This window comes from Streptomyces sp. NPDC016851 (genome assembly GCF_055562795.1).
This window is the reverse complement of the sequence record NZ_JBVHEP010000041.1, coordinates 30,120-46,259: the sequence shown is the minus strand read 5'-3', so window position 1 is coordinate 46,259 and position 16,140 is coordinate 30,120. Positions and strand designations below refer to the sequence as shown.

Genomic DNA, 16,140 nt, shown 5'->3' with positions numbered 1-16,140 from the left:
CGACCGAGCCCGGATTATGCTGGAGGCGACCGGGTACGGGCGCGGTCATGGACATCAGCGTGGTCGCCGTGGGGCGGGAGGACGACAGTCCGGTCGAGGAGCCGCTGCGGGTGGCGGTGCTCGCCGACCGGCTCGGGTACCGGGAGGTGTGGGCGGGCGAGGGACCGACGTGGGACTCGTTCGTCCTGGCGACGGCGATCGGCGCGGCCACCGAGCAGGCCGCGCTGACGGCCGGTCCCGTGCCGGTGTCGGTGCGCGACCCGCTCACCATCGTGCGGGGCGCCGCGTCCGCCGCGTCCGTCACCGGCCGGCCCGTCGGCGTGGCTCTGGGCACGTCCAGCAAGCGGGTCGTCGAGGGCGTGCACGGCCGGCCGCGGACCCGGCCCGCCGCCGCGCTGGCGGAGTCGGCGGCGGCCGTGCGTGCGCTGATGGACGGCCGGCCGGGCGAGCCGATCGTGCCCGGCAGCGGCTTCCCGCGCCGGCTGCCGCAGCCCGGAGGCCTGCTCACCGTCGCGGCGTTCGGGGAGCGCGCGGTCGCGGCGGCCGTCGAGCACGCCGACCGGATGCTGCTCGACCTCGTCTCCCCCGAGCAGGTCCGCATGCTGCGGGCCCGGATGCTCGCCGCCGCCGAACGGGCCGGGCGTACGCCGCCGAGGCTGGCCGCCTGGCTGCCCGCCGCCGTGGACCCGGAGCCGGAGACGCTCACGCAGGTCCTGCGCAGTGCCGTCGGCTACCTCGCCGTGCCGGGCTACAGCGACATGTTCGTCGAGGCGGGGTTCGCCGAGGTCGTCGAACTGGCCGCCAAGGGAGCCGACCCGGACACCCTGCTGCGGGCCCTGCCGCCCCAGGCAGCGGACACGGTCGCCCTCGTCGGCGACGCCGGCACCGTCCGCGCCCGCATGGACGCCTACGCCGAGGCCGGCCTCGACGAGATCGCCCTCGTCCCGGCCACGGCGGGCGATCCGGCGGGGGAGCGGACGCTCACGGCCCTCAGGCCGGCGTGATGTTGTGGTTGAAGCGGAACACGTTGTCCGGGTCGTAACGCCGCTTCAGCTCCGCCAGCCGCCGGGCGTTCTCGGCGCCCAGCCCCGCGACGACCCGGTCGGTGCCCTCGTCGCCGATGAAGTTCAGGTAGACGGCGCCGGTGCTCCACGGCCGCACGTCGGCGCGCACGTCCCGCACCCACCGCACGCACCGCTCGTCGTCCGCCGGGTCCTCCCAGATGCCGAACGGATGCACCGCCCACGGCGCGTCCCGGTAGGGCACCGGATACTCGCCCGGGCCGTCGGCGATGGCCCCGCCCTGGGGGAACAGCACGTGCTGGGTGCCGGTCGGCACCGGCATGGAATCGGCCCGGGCGCAGAAGACGTCCACGAAGTCGTCCGGCGCGCTCGCCAGGTACTCGGCCGACCAGTAGTTCCGCATCCCCGGCGGGTCGTCGATCATGCACTGGACGTCGGCGTACGGCATCGCGCCGACGATCTCTGCCTCGTGCGGCAGGGCCAGCAGGGGCTGGGCGACCTTGCGCATGTCGTCCTCGCCGCCGGCGTACGTCAGCAGCACACCGCACACGAGCCTGCCCACGAGGTGCTCGGGTACGAACTCCTCCGGCGGACCGGTGAAGTAGAGGACGCCGCCGCCCGCCTCGGCGGGCCCGTGCGCGATCACCTCGCGGAAGGTGCGCACGACCTCCGGCCCGTGCTCGGGCAGGAACAGCACCAGCGCGATGGAGAACTCGGGCAGTTCGTGCAGCCGCAGCGTCATCGCCGTGGCGACGCCGAAGTTCCCGCCGCCGCCGTGCAGGGCCCAGAACAGGTCCGGGTTCTCGTCGGCGCTCGCGCGGACCCGGGTGCCGTCGGCGGTGACGAGTTCGACACCGAGCAGGTTGTCGACGGCGAGCCCGCACCAGCGGTCGAGCCAGCCGGTGCCGCCGCCCAGCACGAAACCGCCGACGCCCGTCGTGGAGGCTCGGCCGCCGGTCGTCGCCAGTCCGTACGGCTCGGTGGCCCGGTCCAGGTGGCTCATCGTGGCCCCGCCCGCGACCCGGACGGCCTGCGCGGCCGGATCCACGGTCACCTCGTGCATCCGGCGCAGATCCACCACCACGCCGCCGTCGCCCACGGCCATGCCCGCCACGCTGTGGCCGCCGCCGCGGACCGCGACCGGCAGATCCAGCTCCCTGGCGAACCGCACGGCCCGCACGACGTCGTCCTCGTCGGCGCACTGCGCGAGCACGGCGGGCCGCCGGTCGATCATGGCGTTGAAGACGGCCCGGGCCTCGTCGTAGCCCGGGTCCTCCGGGGCGAACACCTCGCCGGTCAGATCGTCGCGAAGCGCGGTGAGGGCCGCGTCCGCCTTCGAGAGGGAAGCCATGGCCGCCCCCTTCCGAGAAGGGGCAATCGTCCGCTTCCAGACTAGGCGGCCACGGCCGGCCGGGCCCGCTCAGCCCCCGGCCGGGCCCGCTCAGCCCCCGTACGCCCCCGAAGCCGTCAGGCGCAGTGCCGTGTCGATCAGCGGCACGTGGCTGAACGCCTGCGGGAAGTTGCCCACCTGGCGCTGGAGGTGCGGGTCCCACTCCTCCGCCAGCAGGCCGAGGTCGTTGCGCAGCGACAGCAGCTTCTCGAACAGCTTGCGCGCCTCGTCCACGCGGCCGATCATCGCCAGGTCGTCGGCCATCCAGAACGAGCAGGCGAGGAACGCGCCCTCGTCGCCGGGCAGGCCGTCGACGCCCTCGTTGTCGCCCTGCGTCGGGTAGCGCAGGATGAAGCCGTCGGGCGTGGACAGCTCCCGCTGGATCGCCTCGATGGTGCCGATGACGCGCTTGTCGTCCGGCGGCAGGAAGCCCATCTGCGGGATCAGCAGCAGCGACGCGTCCAGCTCCTTCGAGCCGTACGACTGCGTGAACGTGTTGCGTTCCTTGTCGTAGCCCTTCTCGCAGACATCACGGTGGATGTCGTCGCGCAGTTCCTTCCACCGCTCCAGCGGGCCGTCCGCGTCACCGGACTCGATCAGCTTGATCGTGCGGTCGACGGCGACCCAGGCCATCACCTTGGAGTGCACGAAGTGGCGGCGCGGGCCGCGCACCTCCCAGATGCCCTCGTCCGGGTCCTGCCAGTGGTCCTCCAGGTAGCGGATCAGCTTCAGCTGGAGCAGCGAGGCGTAGTCGTTGCGCGCCAGGCCCGTCATGTGGGCCAGGTGCAGGGCCTCGGTGACCTCGCCGTAGACGTCCAGCTGGAGCTGGTGCGCGGCGCCGTTGCCGACCCGGACCGGGGTGGAGTTCTCGAAGCCCGGCAGCCAGTCCAGCTCCGCCTCGCCGAGCTCGCGCTCACCGGCGATGCCGTACATGATCTGGAGGTTCTCCGGGTCGCCGGCCACGGCCCGCAGCAGCCACTCGCGCCAGGCACGGGCCTCCTCGCGGTAGCCGGTGCGCAGCAGCGAGGACAGCGTGATCGCCGCGTCGCGCAGCCACGTGTAGCGGTAGTCCCAGTTGCGGACACCGCCGATGTCCTCCGGCAGGGAGGTGGTCGGCGCGGCGACGATGCCGCCGGTCGGGGCGTACGTCAGGGCTTTCAGCGTGATCAGCGAGCGGACCACGGCCTCCCGGTAGGGGCCGTGGTACGTGCAGTGGTCGACCCACTCGCGCCAGAAGTCCTCCGTCGCCTCCAGCGACTGCTCCGGCTCGGGCAGCGGCGGTGGCTCCTTGTGCGAGGGCTGCCAGGAGATCGTGAACGCGATCCGGTCACCCGGGGCGACCGTGAAATCCGCGTACGTCGTCAGCGACTTGCCGTACGTCTCGGCGGATGTGTCGAACCACACGGAGTCGGGGCCCGCCACGGCCACCGTGCGCCCGTCGTGCTTGTGCACCCACGGCACCACCCGCCCGTAGGAGAACCGCATCCGCAGCGCCGAGCGCATCGGCACGCGGCCCGAGACGCCCTCCACGATCCGGATCAGCTGCGGGGCGCCGTCACGCGGCGGCATGAAATCGGTCACCCGGACCGTGCCCCGCTGGGTGTCCCACTCGGATTCCAGGATCAGCGAGTCACCGCGGTAGCTGCGCCGGGCCGCGGTGGGCGGCTGCTGGTCGGAGGCGTACGCCGGTCCGAGCCGCCAGAAGCCGTGCTCCTCGGTGCCCAGCAGGCCGGCGAAGATGGCGTGCGAGTCGAAGCGGGGCAGGCACAGCCAGTCCACCGTGCCGTCCCGGCAGACCAGGGCAGCGGTCTGCATGTCTCCGATGAGTGCGTAGTCTTCGATGCGCCCGGCCACGTGCAACTCCAGTCGAACGGCCACGTCACCCCGCAAGGGGGCTGTCGCTAGTGCGGTCAAGGGGGATTTTCAGCAAGTCTTGCAATGCATCGTTGAGCGATGAAGCAAAACAGGTCGCTTGCCGTGATGCAAAGCGCCAATTGTTGCTCAACGAACTGACGAGCTCACGTTGTTCCGGTTCTTACGGGCGGGGGGTGGTGCCGTTGGGCCGGCGGGCTCGGCAGCGAGTGTCCGAGCAGGATACGACGCACGCCGATGTTCCGGGTGCCCGTCCAGGCAAGGCGAGTACGCCGAACGAGTGAGCAAGGGGTGAGAGACCGGTGAGGGTGACCGTCTCCGTGTCGAGATGTGTGCGGAGCGTGGCCGGAAGCCATCGCCCCGCGGCGCTGATACGCTGGTAGCCCGTGGACCGGTGGGCAGCAAACCCCCGAACCGCAGCGACGGCGACCCCCCGGAAATCTCCGGCAGGCAGCCGTACCGCACCCCCAGACCGCGACCACGGGAGCCCCGTCTTGGCCATGCCGCCCGCCGCATTTCGTAATTCGACGACCAAGCACATCTTCGTCACCGGGGGTGTCGCCTCCTCGCTCGGCAAGGGCCTGACGGCCTCCAGCCTCGGCATGCTGCTCAAGGCCCGCGGTCTGCGCGTCGTGATGCAGAAGCTCGACCCGTACCTCAACGTCGACCCGGGCACGATGAACCCCTTCCAGCACGGTGAGGTGTTCGTCACCAACGACGGCGCCGAGACCGACCTGGACATCGGCCACTACGAGCGCTTCCTCGACCGCGACCTGGACGGTTCCGCGAACGTCACCACCGGCCAGGTGTACTCGACCGTGATCGCCAAGGAGCGGCGCGGAGAGTACCTCGGCGACACGGTGCAGGTCATCCCGCACATCACCAACGAGATCAAGCACCGCATCCGCCGCATGGCGACGGACGAGGTCGACGTCGTGATCACCGAGGTCGGCGGCACGGTCGGCGACATCGAGTCGCTGCCGTTCCTGGAGACCGTCCGCCAGGTCCGTCACGAGGTCGGCCGCGACAACGTGTTCGTGGTGCATATCTCGCTCCTGCCGTACATCGGCCCCTCGGGTGAGCTGAAGACGAAGCCCACCCAGCACTCGGTTGCGGCCCTGCGCAACATCGGTATCCAGCCGGACGCGATCGTGCTGCGCTGCGACCGCGAGGTCCCGACCGCGATCAAGCGGAAGATCTCGCTGATGTGCGACGTCGACGAGGCCGCCGTGGTCGCCTGCCCCGACGCCCGCTCGATCTACGACATCCCGAAGACCGTGCACGGCGAGGGCCTGGACGCCTACGTCGTCCGCAAGCTCGACCTGCCGTTCCGCGACGTCGACTGGACGACCTGGGACGACCTGCTCGACCGCGTCCACAACCCCGACCACGAGATCACCCTCGCGCTGGTCGGCAAGTACATCGACCTGCCCGACGCCTACCTGTCGGTCACCGAGGCGCTGCGTGCCGGCGGCTTCGCCAACCGCGCCCGCGTCAAGATCAAGTGGGTCACCTCCGACGACTGCAAGACCCCGGCGGGCGCCGCGGCGCAGCTCGGCGACGTCGACGGCATCTGCATCCCCGGCGGCTTCGGCGACCGCGGTGTGCTCGGCAAGGTTGGCGCGATCAAGTACGCCCGCGAGAACAAGATCCCGCTGCTCGGCCTCTGCCTCGGCCTGCAGTGCATCGTGATCGAGGCCGCGCGCAGCCTGGCCGACATCGGCGACGCCAACTCCACCGAGTTCGACCCTGCCACCTCCCACCCGGTCATCTCCACGATGGCCGAGCAGCTCGACATCGTCGCCGGTGAGGGTGACATGGGCGGCACCATGCGGCTCGGCATGTACCCGGCGAAGCTGGCCGAGGGCTCGATCGTGCGCGAGGTGTACGACGGCAAGGAGTACGTCGAGGAGCGCCACCGGCACCGCTACGAGGTGAACAACGCCTACCGCGCCGAGCTGGAGAAGCGGGCGGGCATCCTGTTCTCCGGCACGTCCCCGGACGGCAAGCTCGTCGAGTACGTCGAGTACCCGCGCGAGGTCCACCCGTACCTGGTCGCCACCCAGGCCCACCCGGAGCTGCGCTCGCGCCCGACGCGCCCGCACCCGCTGTTCGCCGGGCTCGTCAAGGCCGCGGTCGAGCGGAAGACTTCTCAGTAACACACCAGTTGTACGGTGGCCGGGGTGCATCCCTTCAAAGGGTGTGCACCCCGGTTTCTTTTCAGCAGGTCGTGTGGGGTACGTGGAAGGACAGGCATGACGATCAAGGACACCCCGGAGGAATGGGAGATCCGGGCGACGGACACCCCCTTCGTGGGCAACAAGACCTCCGTCCGCACCGACGACGTGGTCATGCCCGACGGCACCGTGGTCGGCCGCGACTACCAGGTCCACCCCGGTTCCGTGGCCGTCCTCGCCCTCGACGAGGCCGACCGCGTCCTGGTCCTGCGCCAGTACCGCCACCCCGTGCGCCACAAGCTGTGGGAGATCCCGGCCGGTCTGCTCGACGTACCCGGCGAGAACCCGCTGCACGCCGCGCAGCGCGAGCTGTACGAGGAGGCGCACGTCAAGGCCGAGGACTGGCGGGTGCTGACCGACGTCTACACCACCCCCGGCGGCTGCGACGAGGCCGTCCGGATCTTCCTCGCGCGCGGTCTGTCCGAGGCGGAGGGCGAGCGTTTCGCCGTCGAGGAGGAAGAGGCCGACATGGAGCTCGACCGGGTGCCGGTCGACGACCTCGTCCGGGGCGTGCTGGCCGGGGAGCTGCACAACAACTGCCTCGTCGTGGGCGTCCTCTCCATGGTGGCCGCGCGCGCCGGCGACGGTCTGGACGCCCTGCGCCCGGCCCAGGCACCGTGGCCGGCGCGTCCCTTCGAGGCCTGAAGGAGGCCCGCACCCCGCCCTGCATCCCGTGCGGTGTGAAGATCGGCTGATCCGATCGGGGGATGTGCCCGCCGTGCCCGTCGTGCTCCGGCCGGGGCGTTGCAGAGCGTGAACTAGGCTCTGTTCACGCCCGGACCGGAGTCCCGGCGGGCTTGTGCGTGTGGTGGGACGGGAGTGTGGCCCGTGACGGATCAGGTCGTGGAGACAGGCGACGTGCGGCTGACCGGACACGTGTGCGGCGAGAGCCGATTCCTGGGCCGCACACGGGAGTTGAAGGAACTGCGCGCCGACATCGAGCGCGCCGGACTCGACACCCTCGCCGGCCGCAAGCCCCCACGCGCGCGCGTGCTGCTCATCGCCGGCCGGCCCGGCTCGGGGCGCACCGCCCTCGCCGAGGAACTCGTCCGGCAGATCGCGGACCGTTACCCCGACGGGGTACTGCGCGCCCGCCTGAGCGAGCCCGACGGCACCCCCGTACCGGTCGGGCGCACCGCCCGGGACCTGCTCGCCGCCCTCGACCAGGAGGCCCCGGCCGGCGCCTGCGAGGACGACCTCACGGAGGCCCTGCGCACCGCCCTGGCCGACCGCCGGGCGCTGCTGCTGCTGGACGACGCGGCCGACGCCGAGCAGGTCGACGCCCTGCTGCCCGACACCCCGGAGTGCCTGGTCGTCGCGGTCTCCGAGGGCCCGCTGACCGGCATCTCGGACGTCCGCCCCTGCACCCTGGGCGGCCTGGACGCCAAGTCCGGGGTGGAGCTGCTGTCCCGGCACACCGGCTCGGTCCGCATCACCGTCGACCCCCGGGCCGCCGAGGGCCTCGCCGAGGAGTGCCAGGGGCAGCCGGCCGCGCTCATGCTGGCGGGCGGCTGGCTCGCCGCCCGCCCGAAGGCGGCCGTCTCCGACCTCGCCAAGCAGCTGCGCGCCGAGGACGGCGAGGGCACCGCGCTGAACCGGGTCTTCCGCCTCGCTCACGCCGCCCTGCCCGCAACGGCCGCCCGGATGCTGCGCCTGCTCGCCCTCGCCCCGGCCGGACTGGTCGATCCGCAGACCGCCTCCGCGCTCGTCGGCTGCTCGGTCGACAGCGCCCGCACCACCCTCGACGACTTCGTCGCCCTCGGTTTCCTGCACGCGGTGGACTCACCGCTGCCGCAGTACGAGGTGCCGGGCTGCCTGCACGACCGGCTCCGCGTCCTCGCCGAGCACCACGAGCGCCCGGCCGAGCTCCAGCTGGCCCGCGCCCGCATGCTGGAGCGGACGGTACGGCGGCTCCAGGCCTGCCGGGCGATCACCGAGACCGACAGCCCCCAGGCCCGCCAGAAGCTCCTCGACCTGCCGCGTGCCCTGCGCTTTCCCACGCCCCGGGCGGCGGCCGACTGGCTGCGCGTGACCCGGCCCGCCCTGCTGGCCTCGGCCCGGCTCGCGGTCGCCGACGGGCAGCTGGACACCCTGGCCCGGCGGCTGATGTCCCAGCTGGTGCGGGCCATGGTGGCGCATGTCGGCACGCAGGCGGCGGCGCCCGACCTGTACGACATCCACAGCCTGGTCCTCGACGTGGCCGAGCGCCGGAACCTGCCGAGGGAGCGGGCCGCCGCCCTGCTCAACCTCGGCGACCTCGACGCCCGGACCGGCCGCACGGCCGACGCGCTGGCCCGCTACCGGGCCGCGCTGGACGCCGGACGCGAGGTGAACGATCCGTATGCGACCGGCCGCGCGATGGAATCCGTAGGCGGTGCGCATCTGGAGCTCGGTGACTTCGACCGGGCCGCCGACTGGTTCGGCCGGGCCCTGGTCGAGCGGCTCGCCCGGGACGAGCGCGCCGAGGCCGCCCGGCTGTATGGGCGGATCGCCGCCGCCCACACCTTCGCCGGCCGCTACGGCGAGGCCCTGCGGAACTGGCGCGCGGCGATCGCCGGGCACCGCAAAAACGGTGACGTGGCCGCCCAGGCGCGGGCGCTGAGCGAGTTGGCGCGGGTCCAGGAGTATGCGGGCCGGCCCGAGGAGTCGCTGCGTACCTGCCGGGAGGCCGTGGAATGGGCGCGGCGGGCCGAGGACACGCGGCTGCAGGCCGCGCTGCACCTGAGGGTCGCCGACACCCTCGAACACCTCGGCGACCCCGCGTCGGCCCGGCTGCACCGGGGCGCCGCGGAGCGGATCCTCGGCGAGGACCAGGAGGACCAGGAGGGGCCCGTGACCGCCTCCGATGGCGACTCACAGCGGAAACCGGAGCCTGACACCTGCGAAATCCGTGGCACATCGACCGAAGATTGATGCAATGAAAGGCTAGACAGCGGGAACACCTTCATTAGACTGGCTCTGCCGCACGTTCTCCTGCGGTCTCTCCCGGTGTGCCCGTGCGCGCCCGGGTATGTCTAGTAATACGCCCATACCCTCTGAGCCAAGGACCGTGATCGACGTGAAGGTCGGCATCCCCCGCGAGGTCAAGAACAACGAGTTCCGGGTGGCCATCACCCCCGCCGGCGTGCACGAGCTGGTGCGTCATGGCCACCAGGTCGTCATCGAGCGCGGCGCCGGCGTCGGCTCCTCGATCACGGACGAGGAGTACGTCGCCGCCGGTGCGCGGATCCTGGACACCGCCGACGAGGTCTGGGCCGCCGCCGACCTGCTGCTGAAGGTCAAGGAGCCCATCGCCGAGGAGTACCACCGCCTCCGCAAGGACCAGACGCTCTTCACCTACCTGCACCTGGCCGCCTCCAAGGAGTGCACGGACGCCCTGCTGGAGTCCGGCACCACCGCGATCGCCTACGAGACCGTCGAGCTGCCCAGCCGCGCGCTGCCGCTGCTCGCCCCGATGTCCGAGGTCGCGGGCCGGCTGGCCCCGCAGGTCGGCGCCTATCACCTGATGCGCGCCAACGGCGGCCGCGGCGTGCTGCCCGGCGGCGTCCCGGGTGTGCCGGCCGGCCGGGCCGTCGTCATCGGCGGCGGCGTCTCCGGCTGGCAGGCGGCGCAGATCGCCATCGGCCTGGGCTTCCACGTGACCCTGCTCGACAAGGACGTGAACAAGCTCCGCGAGGCGGACAAGATCTTCGGCACGAAGATCCAGACCGTCGTCTCCAACGCCCTGGAGCTGGAGAAGGCCTGCCTGGAGGCCGACCTCGTCATCGGCGCGGTGCTGGTCCCCGGCGCCAAGGCCCCGAAGCTGGTCACCAACGAGCTCGTCTCGCGGATGAAGCCCGGAAGTGTCCTTGTCGACATCGCGATCGACCAGGGCGGCTGCTTCGAGGACTCCCGTCCGACCACCCACGCCGAGCCGACCTTCCGGGTCCACAACTCGGTCTTCTACTGCGTCGCCAACATGCCCGGCGCGGTGCCGAACACCTCCACCTACGCGCTGACCAACGCCACGCTGCCCTACATCGTGGAACTCGCCGACCACGGCTGGGCGGACGCGCTGCGCCGCGACCCGGCACTGGCCAAGGGCCTCAACACCCACGACGGCAAGGTCGTTTACAAGGAGGTCGCCGAGGCGCACGACGTCGAGCACGTCGAGTTGTCCTCGCTGCTCGGCTGAGCCCCGCGCGGGCCGCCGAGTCGACCAAGTCACCAACACGTAAAGGCGATACGTCAACACAGGTCGTCAACGCCGCGCACCCGGCCGGACCTTGCCCGACAAGGTCCGGCCGGATGTGTGTATGGTCACTTCGCGATTCTCGAGCAACTCGCCTCGAACGTAACCCTTCAACCGATTCGCACACCGGTGAAACCTGCCGTGCGACGGCCGTACGCCCTTGACAGCGGGATGTTTCATTGCCGACACATCGGGCCGGGTCCGGCGGATTGTGTTGCTGCGGACGCCCGACACGCCATAGAGTCGCCAACCGTCGGCATGGTGCCACGCTGACCTGTCTAGAAGTTTCCTGGTCACCAAGGAGGTAAGACGACTTGTGAATGAGTCGACATTTACTCCCGGGGGTGGTCAACCAGGAATGCCTGCACGGGGCCAGGGTCCCGCGGGGTTCGCTGCTGTCGGCTCCGTCGCTGTGCGCACCTTCGCAGCCCACCAGAGTCAGCAGGCGACTCACACTGCACACCAGAAGATGGATGGCCATCACGTGAACGCCATGGCCGGCGACGGAAGTGGCGCGCCCCACAACCACTTCGCCGACTACGACGAACTGCCCGAGGGGCACTTCTACGACCCCGACGCGGAGTACGAGCCCGATCCGGAGTACGCGGCCACTCTCGCGCCCGACGCGGCCAGACAGCGCCGGGAGCGCATCGGCCCGACCGGACGCCCGTTGCCGTACTTCCCGATCCCGGGCCCGCTGACCGACCACGGACCCGCGAAGATCATCGCGATGTGCAACCAGAAGGGCGGCGTCGGCAAGACCACGTCGACCATCAACCTGGGTGCCGCGCTCGCGGAGTACGGACGCCGGGTCCTGCTCGTGGACTTCGACCCGCAGGGCGCGCTGTCGGTCGGACTCGGCGTCAACCCGATGGAACTCGACCTCACCGTCTACAACCTGCTCATGGAGCGGGGGATGGCGGCCGACGAGGTGCTGCTGAAGACGGCGGTCCCCAACATGGACCTGCTGCCCAGCAACATCGACCTGTCGGCGGCCGAGGTCCAGCTCGTCTCCGAGGTCGCCCGCGAGTCCACCCTGCAGCGCGCGCTGAAGCCGCTGCTGGACGACTACGACTTCATCGTCATCGACTGCCAGCCCTCGCTCGGCCTGCTCACGGTCAACGCCCTGACGGCCGCGCACAAGGTGATCGTGCCGCTGGAGTGCGAGTTCTTCGCCCTCCGTGGTGTGGCCCTGCTGACCGAGACCATCGAGAAGGTCCAGGAGCGGCTCAACCCCGACCTGGAGCTCGACGGGATCCTCGCCACGATGTACGACTCGCGCACGGTGCACAGCCGTGAGGTGCTCGCGCGGGTCGTCGAGGCCTTCGACGATCACGTCTACCACACGGTCATCGGGCGCACGGTCCGGTTCCCGGAGACCACGGTCGCCGGTGAGCCGATCACCACGTACGCCTCCAACTCCGTCGGTGCCGCCGCCTACCGCCAGCTCGCCAGGGAGGTGCTCGCCCGGTGTCACGCCGAGTGAGTCTGCCGGGGGCCGACGAACTCTTCCGTACGACAGGGGGGATGGCGCTTCAGTCGTCCCAGCCCAGGCGCCAGGCCAACGGCGACGCCCGGGTGCCCGCTCCGGCGGGGGAGGGCGACGCGGTGGCGGCAGCGGCCACGGCCGCGGAGGACGTGCCGCAGTCGGTGCCCGCGCAGGGCGGTGACGGCGAGGGCGCGGAGCATGTCGCGGCGGACGCGGAGTCGGCCGAGGCCGGGGAGTCCCGCAGCCGCTCCGGCTCCGCCCGTCGGCAGGCGGCGCAGGAAGGTTCTGCCGCGGGTGCGGCCGGTGCCGCCGCCGCGGCACCACGCAAGCGCGGGCGGGCCGCCGCACGCCGTCCCAGCGGCCGTGAGCGGCACGACGAGAAGATCACGGTCTACGTGTCGGCCGAGGAGCTCATGGACCTGGAGCACGCCCGTCTCGTGCTCCGCGGCGAGCACGGCCTGGCCGTCGACCGCGGCCGTATCGTCCGCGAGGCGGTCGCCGTGGTCCTCGCCGACCTGGAGACCCGCGGGGACGCCAGCATCCTCGTACGACGGCTGCGCGGGCGCTAGCGGTAGCCTGCGGGGGCCATGACCTCGAACGCCTCCCCACCACCCCCCGGCGGCCCGTCCGGGCGCCGGCGTGCGCTGGGACGGGGGCCGGTGGCTCCGCCGGTCGAGCCGGTGGACGTGGCCGAGCCCGGTGAGTTGGCTGCGGGTGCCGGCGAGTCCGGCGTGACCTCCGGGGACACGGAGGGTGCCGGGTCCGACGGGACTCGCGAGGAGATCGAGACCGGTTCGGACGTCCGGGTCGAGGAGGAAGCGGCCGACGGGCAGGCGTTGCTTGCCGAGGTGCCGCCCGGCGGTGTGGAACGGCAGATCCCTGCCGAGCCGTGGACGGCGGGCGGGACGACTCGCCCGGGGCGTGCGGCCGGGCCCGCCCCGGCGGAGTCCGCGGCTGCCGCTGCCACCGTGGCGGGCCGTGAGGGCGTTTCCCCGGAACGGGACGACGCGCCGGGGTCCGGGCCCGAGGCCGGTCATCCGGCGGCGGACCGTGAGCGTCCCGCCCCCGGGCCGGTGGCTGCGACCGAGACCGCGGCCCCGGTCGCCGAGTCCGGAGAGACCGGGTCCCCGAGCGAAGCGCTCGCGTCCGCTCCTGCGGCCGATACCGACGCCGAGGTCGCCGTTCCGGAGCCAGGAGCCGGGGCTGTTCCTCCGCACGCCCTGGCCGAGGCAGGGGCGGCCCCCGGAGCGCAGGCCCCGCAGGGGCGGAGCGCGTCGGGGGGCACCTCCCAGCCCTCGACCGACGGTTCCGGCAGCGACGACGGGGTCTTCAAAGTCCGGCTCGCCAACTTCGAGGGGCCCTTCGACCTGCTGCTGCAGTTGATCTCCCGGCACAAGCTGGACGTCACCGAGGTCGCGCTGTCGAAGGTGACCGACGAGTTCATGGCGTACATCCGGGCGATGGGGCCGGACTGGGACCTGGACGAGACGACCGAGTTCCTCGTCGTCGCGGCCACGCTGCTCGATCTGAAGGCGGCACGGCTGCTGCCCGCCGCCGAGGTCGAGGACGAGGCCGACCTCGCGCTGCTCGAGGCCCGGGACCTGCTGTTCGCCCGGCTGCTGCAGTACCGCGCGTACAAGCAGATCGCCGACATCTTCAGCGGGCGGCTCGACGACGAGGCCCGGCGCTATCCGCGTACCGTCGGGCTCGAACCCCACCATGCCGAGCTGCTGCCCGAGGTGGTCATCAACATCGGCGCGGAAGGGTTCGCCAAGCTCGCCGTGAAGGCGATGCAGCCCAAGCCCAAGCCGCAGGTGTACGTCGACCACATCCACGCCCCGCTGGTCAGCGTGCAGGAGCAGGCGGGGATCGTCGTCGCCCGGCTCAAGGAGCTCGGCGAGGCCCGCTTCCGGGAACTCGTGGCGGACACCGACGACACCCTGACCGTCGTGGCCCGGTTCCTGGCGCTGCTGGAGCTGTACCGGGAGAAAGCCGTCGAGCTGGAGCAGGAGACCGCGCTCGGCGAGCTCCTCGTGCGGTGGACCGGCGGGGACGGGGACGAGACACCGACCGTCACCGACGAGTTCGACCGGCCGCCCGAGCCGCCGAAGGAGGAGAAGAAGGCATGAGCCAGGAAGCCACCGAGGCCCCGGCGGGGCTGGGTGCCGTCGCCGGCCTCGATCTCAAGCCCGCTCTGGAGGCCGTCCTGATGGTCGTGGACGAGCCCGCGACCGAGGAGCACCTCGCGAAGATACTGGAGCGGCCCAAGCGCCAGATCGCGGACGCCCTGCGGGAGTTGGCCGACGAGTACACCGTCCAACGGCGCGGCTTCGAACTGCGGTTCGTGGCGGGCGGCTGGCGGTTCTACACCCGCGCCGAGTACGCCCCGGCCGTCGAGCGTTTCGTGCTGGACGGCCAGCAGGCCCGCCTCACCCAGGCCGCCCTGGAGACCCTGGCCGTCGTCGCCTACCGGCAGCCGGTCAGCCGCAGCCGGGTCTCCGCCGTACGCGGAGTCAACTGCGACGGCGTCATGCGCACCCTCCTCCAGCGGGGTCTGATCGAGGAGGCGGGCACGGAACCCGAAACAGGTGCGATCCTGTACACGACGACGAACTACTTTCTGGAGCGGATGGGCCTGCGCGGTCTGGACGAGCTCCCGGAACTCGCGCCCTTCCTCCCGGAGGCGGAGGCGATCGAGGCCGAGACCCAGGAAGGCGTACCGTCGTTCGACCCGGACGCGCCTGATGACGACGTGCCGGGCCGCCCGGTCACCCCGGGTACCGACGACGAAGACGACCAGACGGAAATTTGATGCGAAGCAGCGGCAGCGGCAAGAGCGGCGGACGCGGTAACCACCGCGGCGCCGGTAACAACAGGGACCAGAAGCAGGGGCAGGGCCGCCCCCGCAAGCCCCGCCCCGAGGAGCGCCGCTACGACGTGGGCCCCGGAGCGACCAAGGACGGCCCCAAGGCCGGACGCGGCGGCGCCGCGCGCGGCGGAGCCAAGGGCGGGCCCAAGCAGCCCCAGAAGGGCGGTCGTACGGCCCCGGCGCGCCCCCGCGAGTACGAGGCGAAGATCGAGGAGCGCAACCGCGACCGGTACGCCGAGAAGAAGGACGTCAAGCTCCCGAAGACCTTCCCGGGTGCCGAGCAGGAGGGCGAGCGCATCCAGAAGGTCCTCGCCCGCGCGGGCTTCGGCTCCCGGCGCGCCTGCGAGGAGCTGATCGACGAGGCCCGCGTCGAGGTCAACGGCGAGATCGTGCTGGAGCAGGGACGGCGGGTCGACCCGGAGAAGGACGAGATCAAGGTCGACGGCCTGACCGTCGCCACGCAGAGCTACCAGTTCTTCGCGCTGAACAAGCCCGCCGGGGTCGTCTCCACCATGGAGGACCCGGAGGGGCGGCAGTGCCTTGGTGACTACGTCACCAACCGCGAGACCCGGCTCTTCCACGTCGGGCGGCTCGACACCGAGACCGAGGGTGTCATCCTGCTCACCAACCACGGCGAGCTGGCGCACCGGCTGACCCACCCCAGGTACGGCGTGAAGAAGACCTACCTCGCGCACATCGTGGGCCCGATCCCGCGCGACCTGGGCAAGCAGCTCAAGGACGGCATCCAGCTGGAGGACGGCTACGCGCGCGCGGACCACTTCCGGGTCGTCCAGCAGACCGGCAAGAACTACCTCGTCGAGGTCACCCTGCACGAGGGCCGCAAGCACATCGTGCGCCGGATGCTCGCGGAGGCCGGTTTCCCGGTCGACAAGCTGGTGCGCACCGCCTTCGGGCCGATCACCCTCGGCGACCAGAAGTCCGGCTGGCTGCGGCGGCTGTCCAACACGGAGGTCGGCATGCTGATGCAGGAAGTCGATCTCTAGGCTTACGCGGACAGCCCGGGTGCCGC

12 protein-coding genes are annotated in these 16,140 nt (G+C 71.7%); 10 read left to right on the top strand and 2 right to left on the bottom strand.

All coding sequences use genetic code 11. The annotated features are described in order from the left end of the window. Positions 1 to 47 precede the first annotated feature (47 nt). Entirely contained in the window at positions 48 to 1,004 is a 957-nt protein-coding gene (locus ACZ3I3_RS39605; RefSeq protein ID WP_467372640.1) for an LLM class F420-dependent oxidoreductase, read from the top strand. On the opposite strand, the gene ACZ3I3_RS39600 is transcribed toward ACZ3I3_RS39605, so the two are convergent. Next, on the bottom strand, positions 991 to 2,373 hold the full coding sequence (locus tag ACZ3I3_RS39600) for an FAD-binding oxidoreductase (protein ID WP_467372639.1): 1,383 nt from the start codon (positions 2,371 to 2,373) through the stop codon (positions 991 to 993). The genes ACZ3I3_RS39605 and ACZ3I3_RS39600 overlap by 14 nt on opposite strands. Before the next feature lie 90 nt (positions 2,374 to 2,463). After that, positions 2,464 to 4,266, bottom strand: a complete 1,803-nt coding sequence (locus ACZ3I3_RS39595; RefSeq protein WP_467372653.1) for a glycoside hydrolase family 15 protein — start codon at positions 4,264 to 4,266, stop codon at positions 2,464 to 2,466. Positions 4,267 to 4,784: 518 nt separating this feature from the next. On the opposite strand from ACZ3I3_RS39595, the gene ACZ3I3_RS39590 reads away from it, so the two are divergent. The 9 genes from ACZ3I3_RS39590 (at position 4,785) to ACZ3I3_RS39550 (ending at position 16,114) form a co-directional block, all read left to right on the top strand. Further along, a complete protein-coding gene (locus ACZ3I3_RS39590; RefSeq protein WP_467372652.1) occupies positions 4,785 to 6,443 on the top strand; it encodes a CTP synthase in 1,659 nt (552 codons plus the stop codon). Positions 6,444 to 6,539: 96 nt separating this feature from the next. Continuing rightward, positions 6,540 to 7,166 carry an NUDIX domain-containing protein gene (locus tag ACZ3I3_RS39585; protein WP_467372638.1) on the top strand — a complete coding sequence of 209 codons (627 nt, stop codon included), beginning with the start codon at positions 6,540 to 6,542 and terminating at the stop codon, positions 7,164 to 7,166. Between the two features lie 183 nt (positions 7,167 to 7,349). Next, complete coding sequence (locus ACZ3I3_RS39580; protein WP_467372637.1) at positions 7,350 to 9,434, top strand: tetratricopeptide repeat protein; 2,085 nt, start codon at positions 7,350 to 7,352, stop codon at positions 9,432 to 9,434. Between the two features lie 136 nt (positions 9,435 to 9,570). Then, a complete protein-coding gene (gene ald / locus ACZ3I3_RS39575) occupies positions 9,571 to 10,695 on the top strand; it encodes an alanine dehydrogenase (RefSeq protein ID WP_467372636.1) in 1,125 nt (374 codons plus the stop codon). 415 nt (positions 10,696 to 11,110) lie between these two features. Next, positions 11,111 to 12,238 (top strand): ParA family protein, encoded by a 1,128-nt coding sequence (locus ACZ3I3_RS39570; RefSeq protein ID WP_082319718.1) that lies wholly within the window; start codon positions 11,111 to 11,113, stop codon positions 12,236 to 12,238. Further along, positions 12,223 to 12,810 carry a hypothetical protein gene (locus ACZ3I3_RS39565; RefSeq protein ID WP_397620502.1) on the top strand — a complete coding sequence of 196 codons (588 nt, stop codon included), beginning with the start codon at positions 12,223 to 12,225 and terminating at the stop codon, positions 12,808 to 12,810. Before ACZ3I3_RS39570 ends, ACZ3I3_RS39565 begins: the two co-directional genes overlap by 16 nt. A gap of 504 nt (positions 12,811 to 13,314) precedes the next feature. Next, positions 13,315 to 14,370, top strand: a complete 1,056-nt coding sequence (locus tag ACZ3I3_RS39560) for a segregation and condensation protein A (protein WP_467372651.1) — start codon at positions 13,315 to 13,317, stop codon at positions 14,368 to 14,370. After that, the gene (scpB, locus tag ACZ3I3_RS39555; RefSeq protein ID WP_467372635.1) at positions 14,367 to 15,053 is read left to right on the top strand and encodes an SMC-Scp complex subunit ScpB; all 687 of its coding nucleotides are present in this window, start codon (positions 14,367 to 14,369) and stop codon (positions 15,051 to 15,053) included. Before ACZ3I3_RS39560 ends, scpB begins: the two co-directional genes overlap by 4 nt. Beyond that, a complete protein-coding gene (locus ACZ3I3_RS39550; RefSeq protein WP_467372634.1) occupies positions 15,053 to 16,114 on the top strand; it encodes a pseudouridine synthase in 1,062 nt (353 codons plus the stop codon). The genes scpB and ACZ3I3_RS39550 overlap by 1 nt, the downstream gene beginning before the upstream one ends. Positions 16,115 to 16,140: the final 26 nt, after the last annotated feature.

Excerpts from the sequence above, each read along its gene's own strand:
- ACZ3I3_RS39605 (WP_467372640.1), top strand. The coding sequence starts at position 48 with ATGGACATCAGCGTGGTCGCCGTGGGGCGGGAGGACGACAGTCCGGTC.
- ACZ3I3_RS39600 (WP_467372639.1), bottom strand. The coding sequence starts at position 2,373 with ATGGCTTCCCTCTCGAAGGCGGACGCGGCCCTCACCGCGCTTCGCGAC.
- ACZ3I3_RS39590 (WP_467372652.1), top strand. The coding sequence starts at position 4,785 with ATGCCGCCCGCCGCATTTCGTAATTCGACGACCAAGCACATCTTCGTC.
- ACZ3I3_RS39585 (WP_467372638.1), top strand. The coding sequence starts at position 6,540 with ATGACGATCAAGGACACCCCGGAGGAATGGGAGATCCGGGCGACGGAC.
- ACZ3I3_RS39570 (WP_082319718.1), top strand. The coding sequence starts at position 11,111 with ATGCCTGCACGGGGCCAGGGTCCCGCGGGGTTCGCTGCTGTCGGCTCC.
- scpB (WP_467372635.1), top strand. The coding sequence starts at position 14,367 with ATGAGCCAGGAAGCCACCGAGGCCCCGGCGGGGCTGGGTGCCGTCGCC.
- ACZ3I3_RS39550 (WP_467372634.1), top strand. The coding sequence starts at position 15,053 with ATGCGAAGCAGCGGCAGCGGCAAGAGCGGCGGACGCGGTAACCACCGC.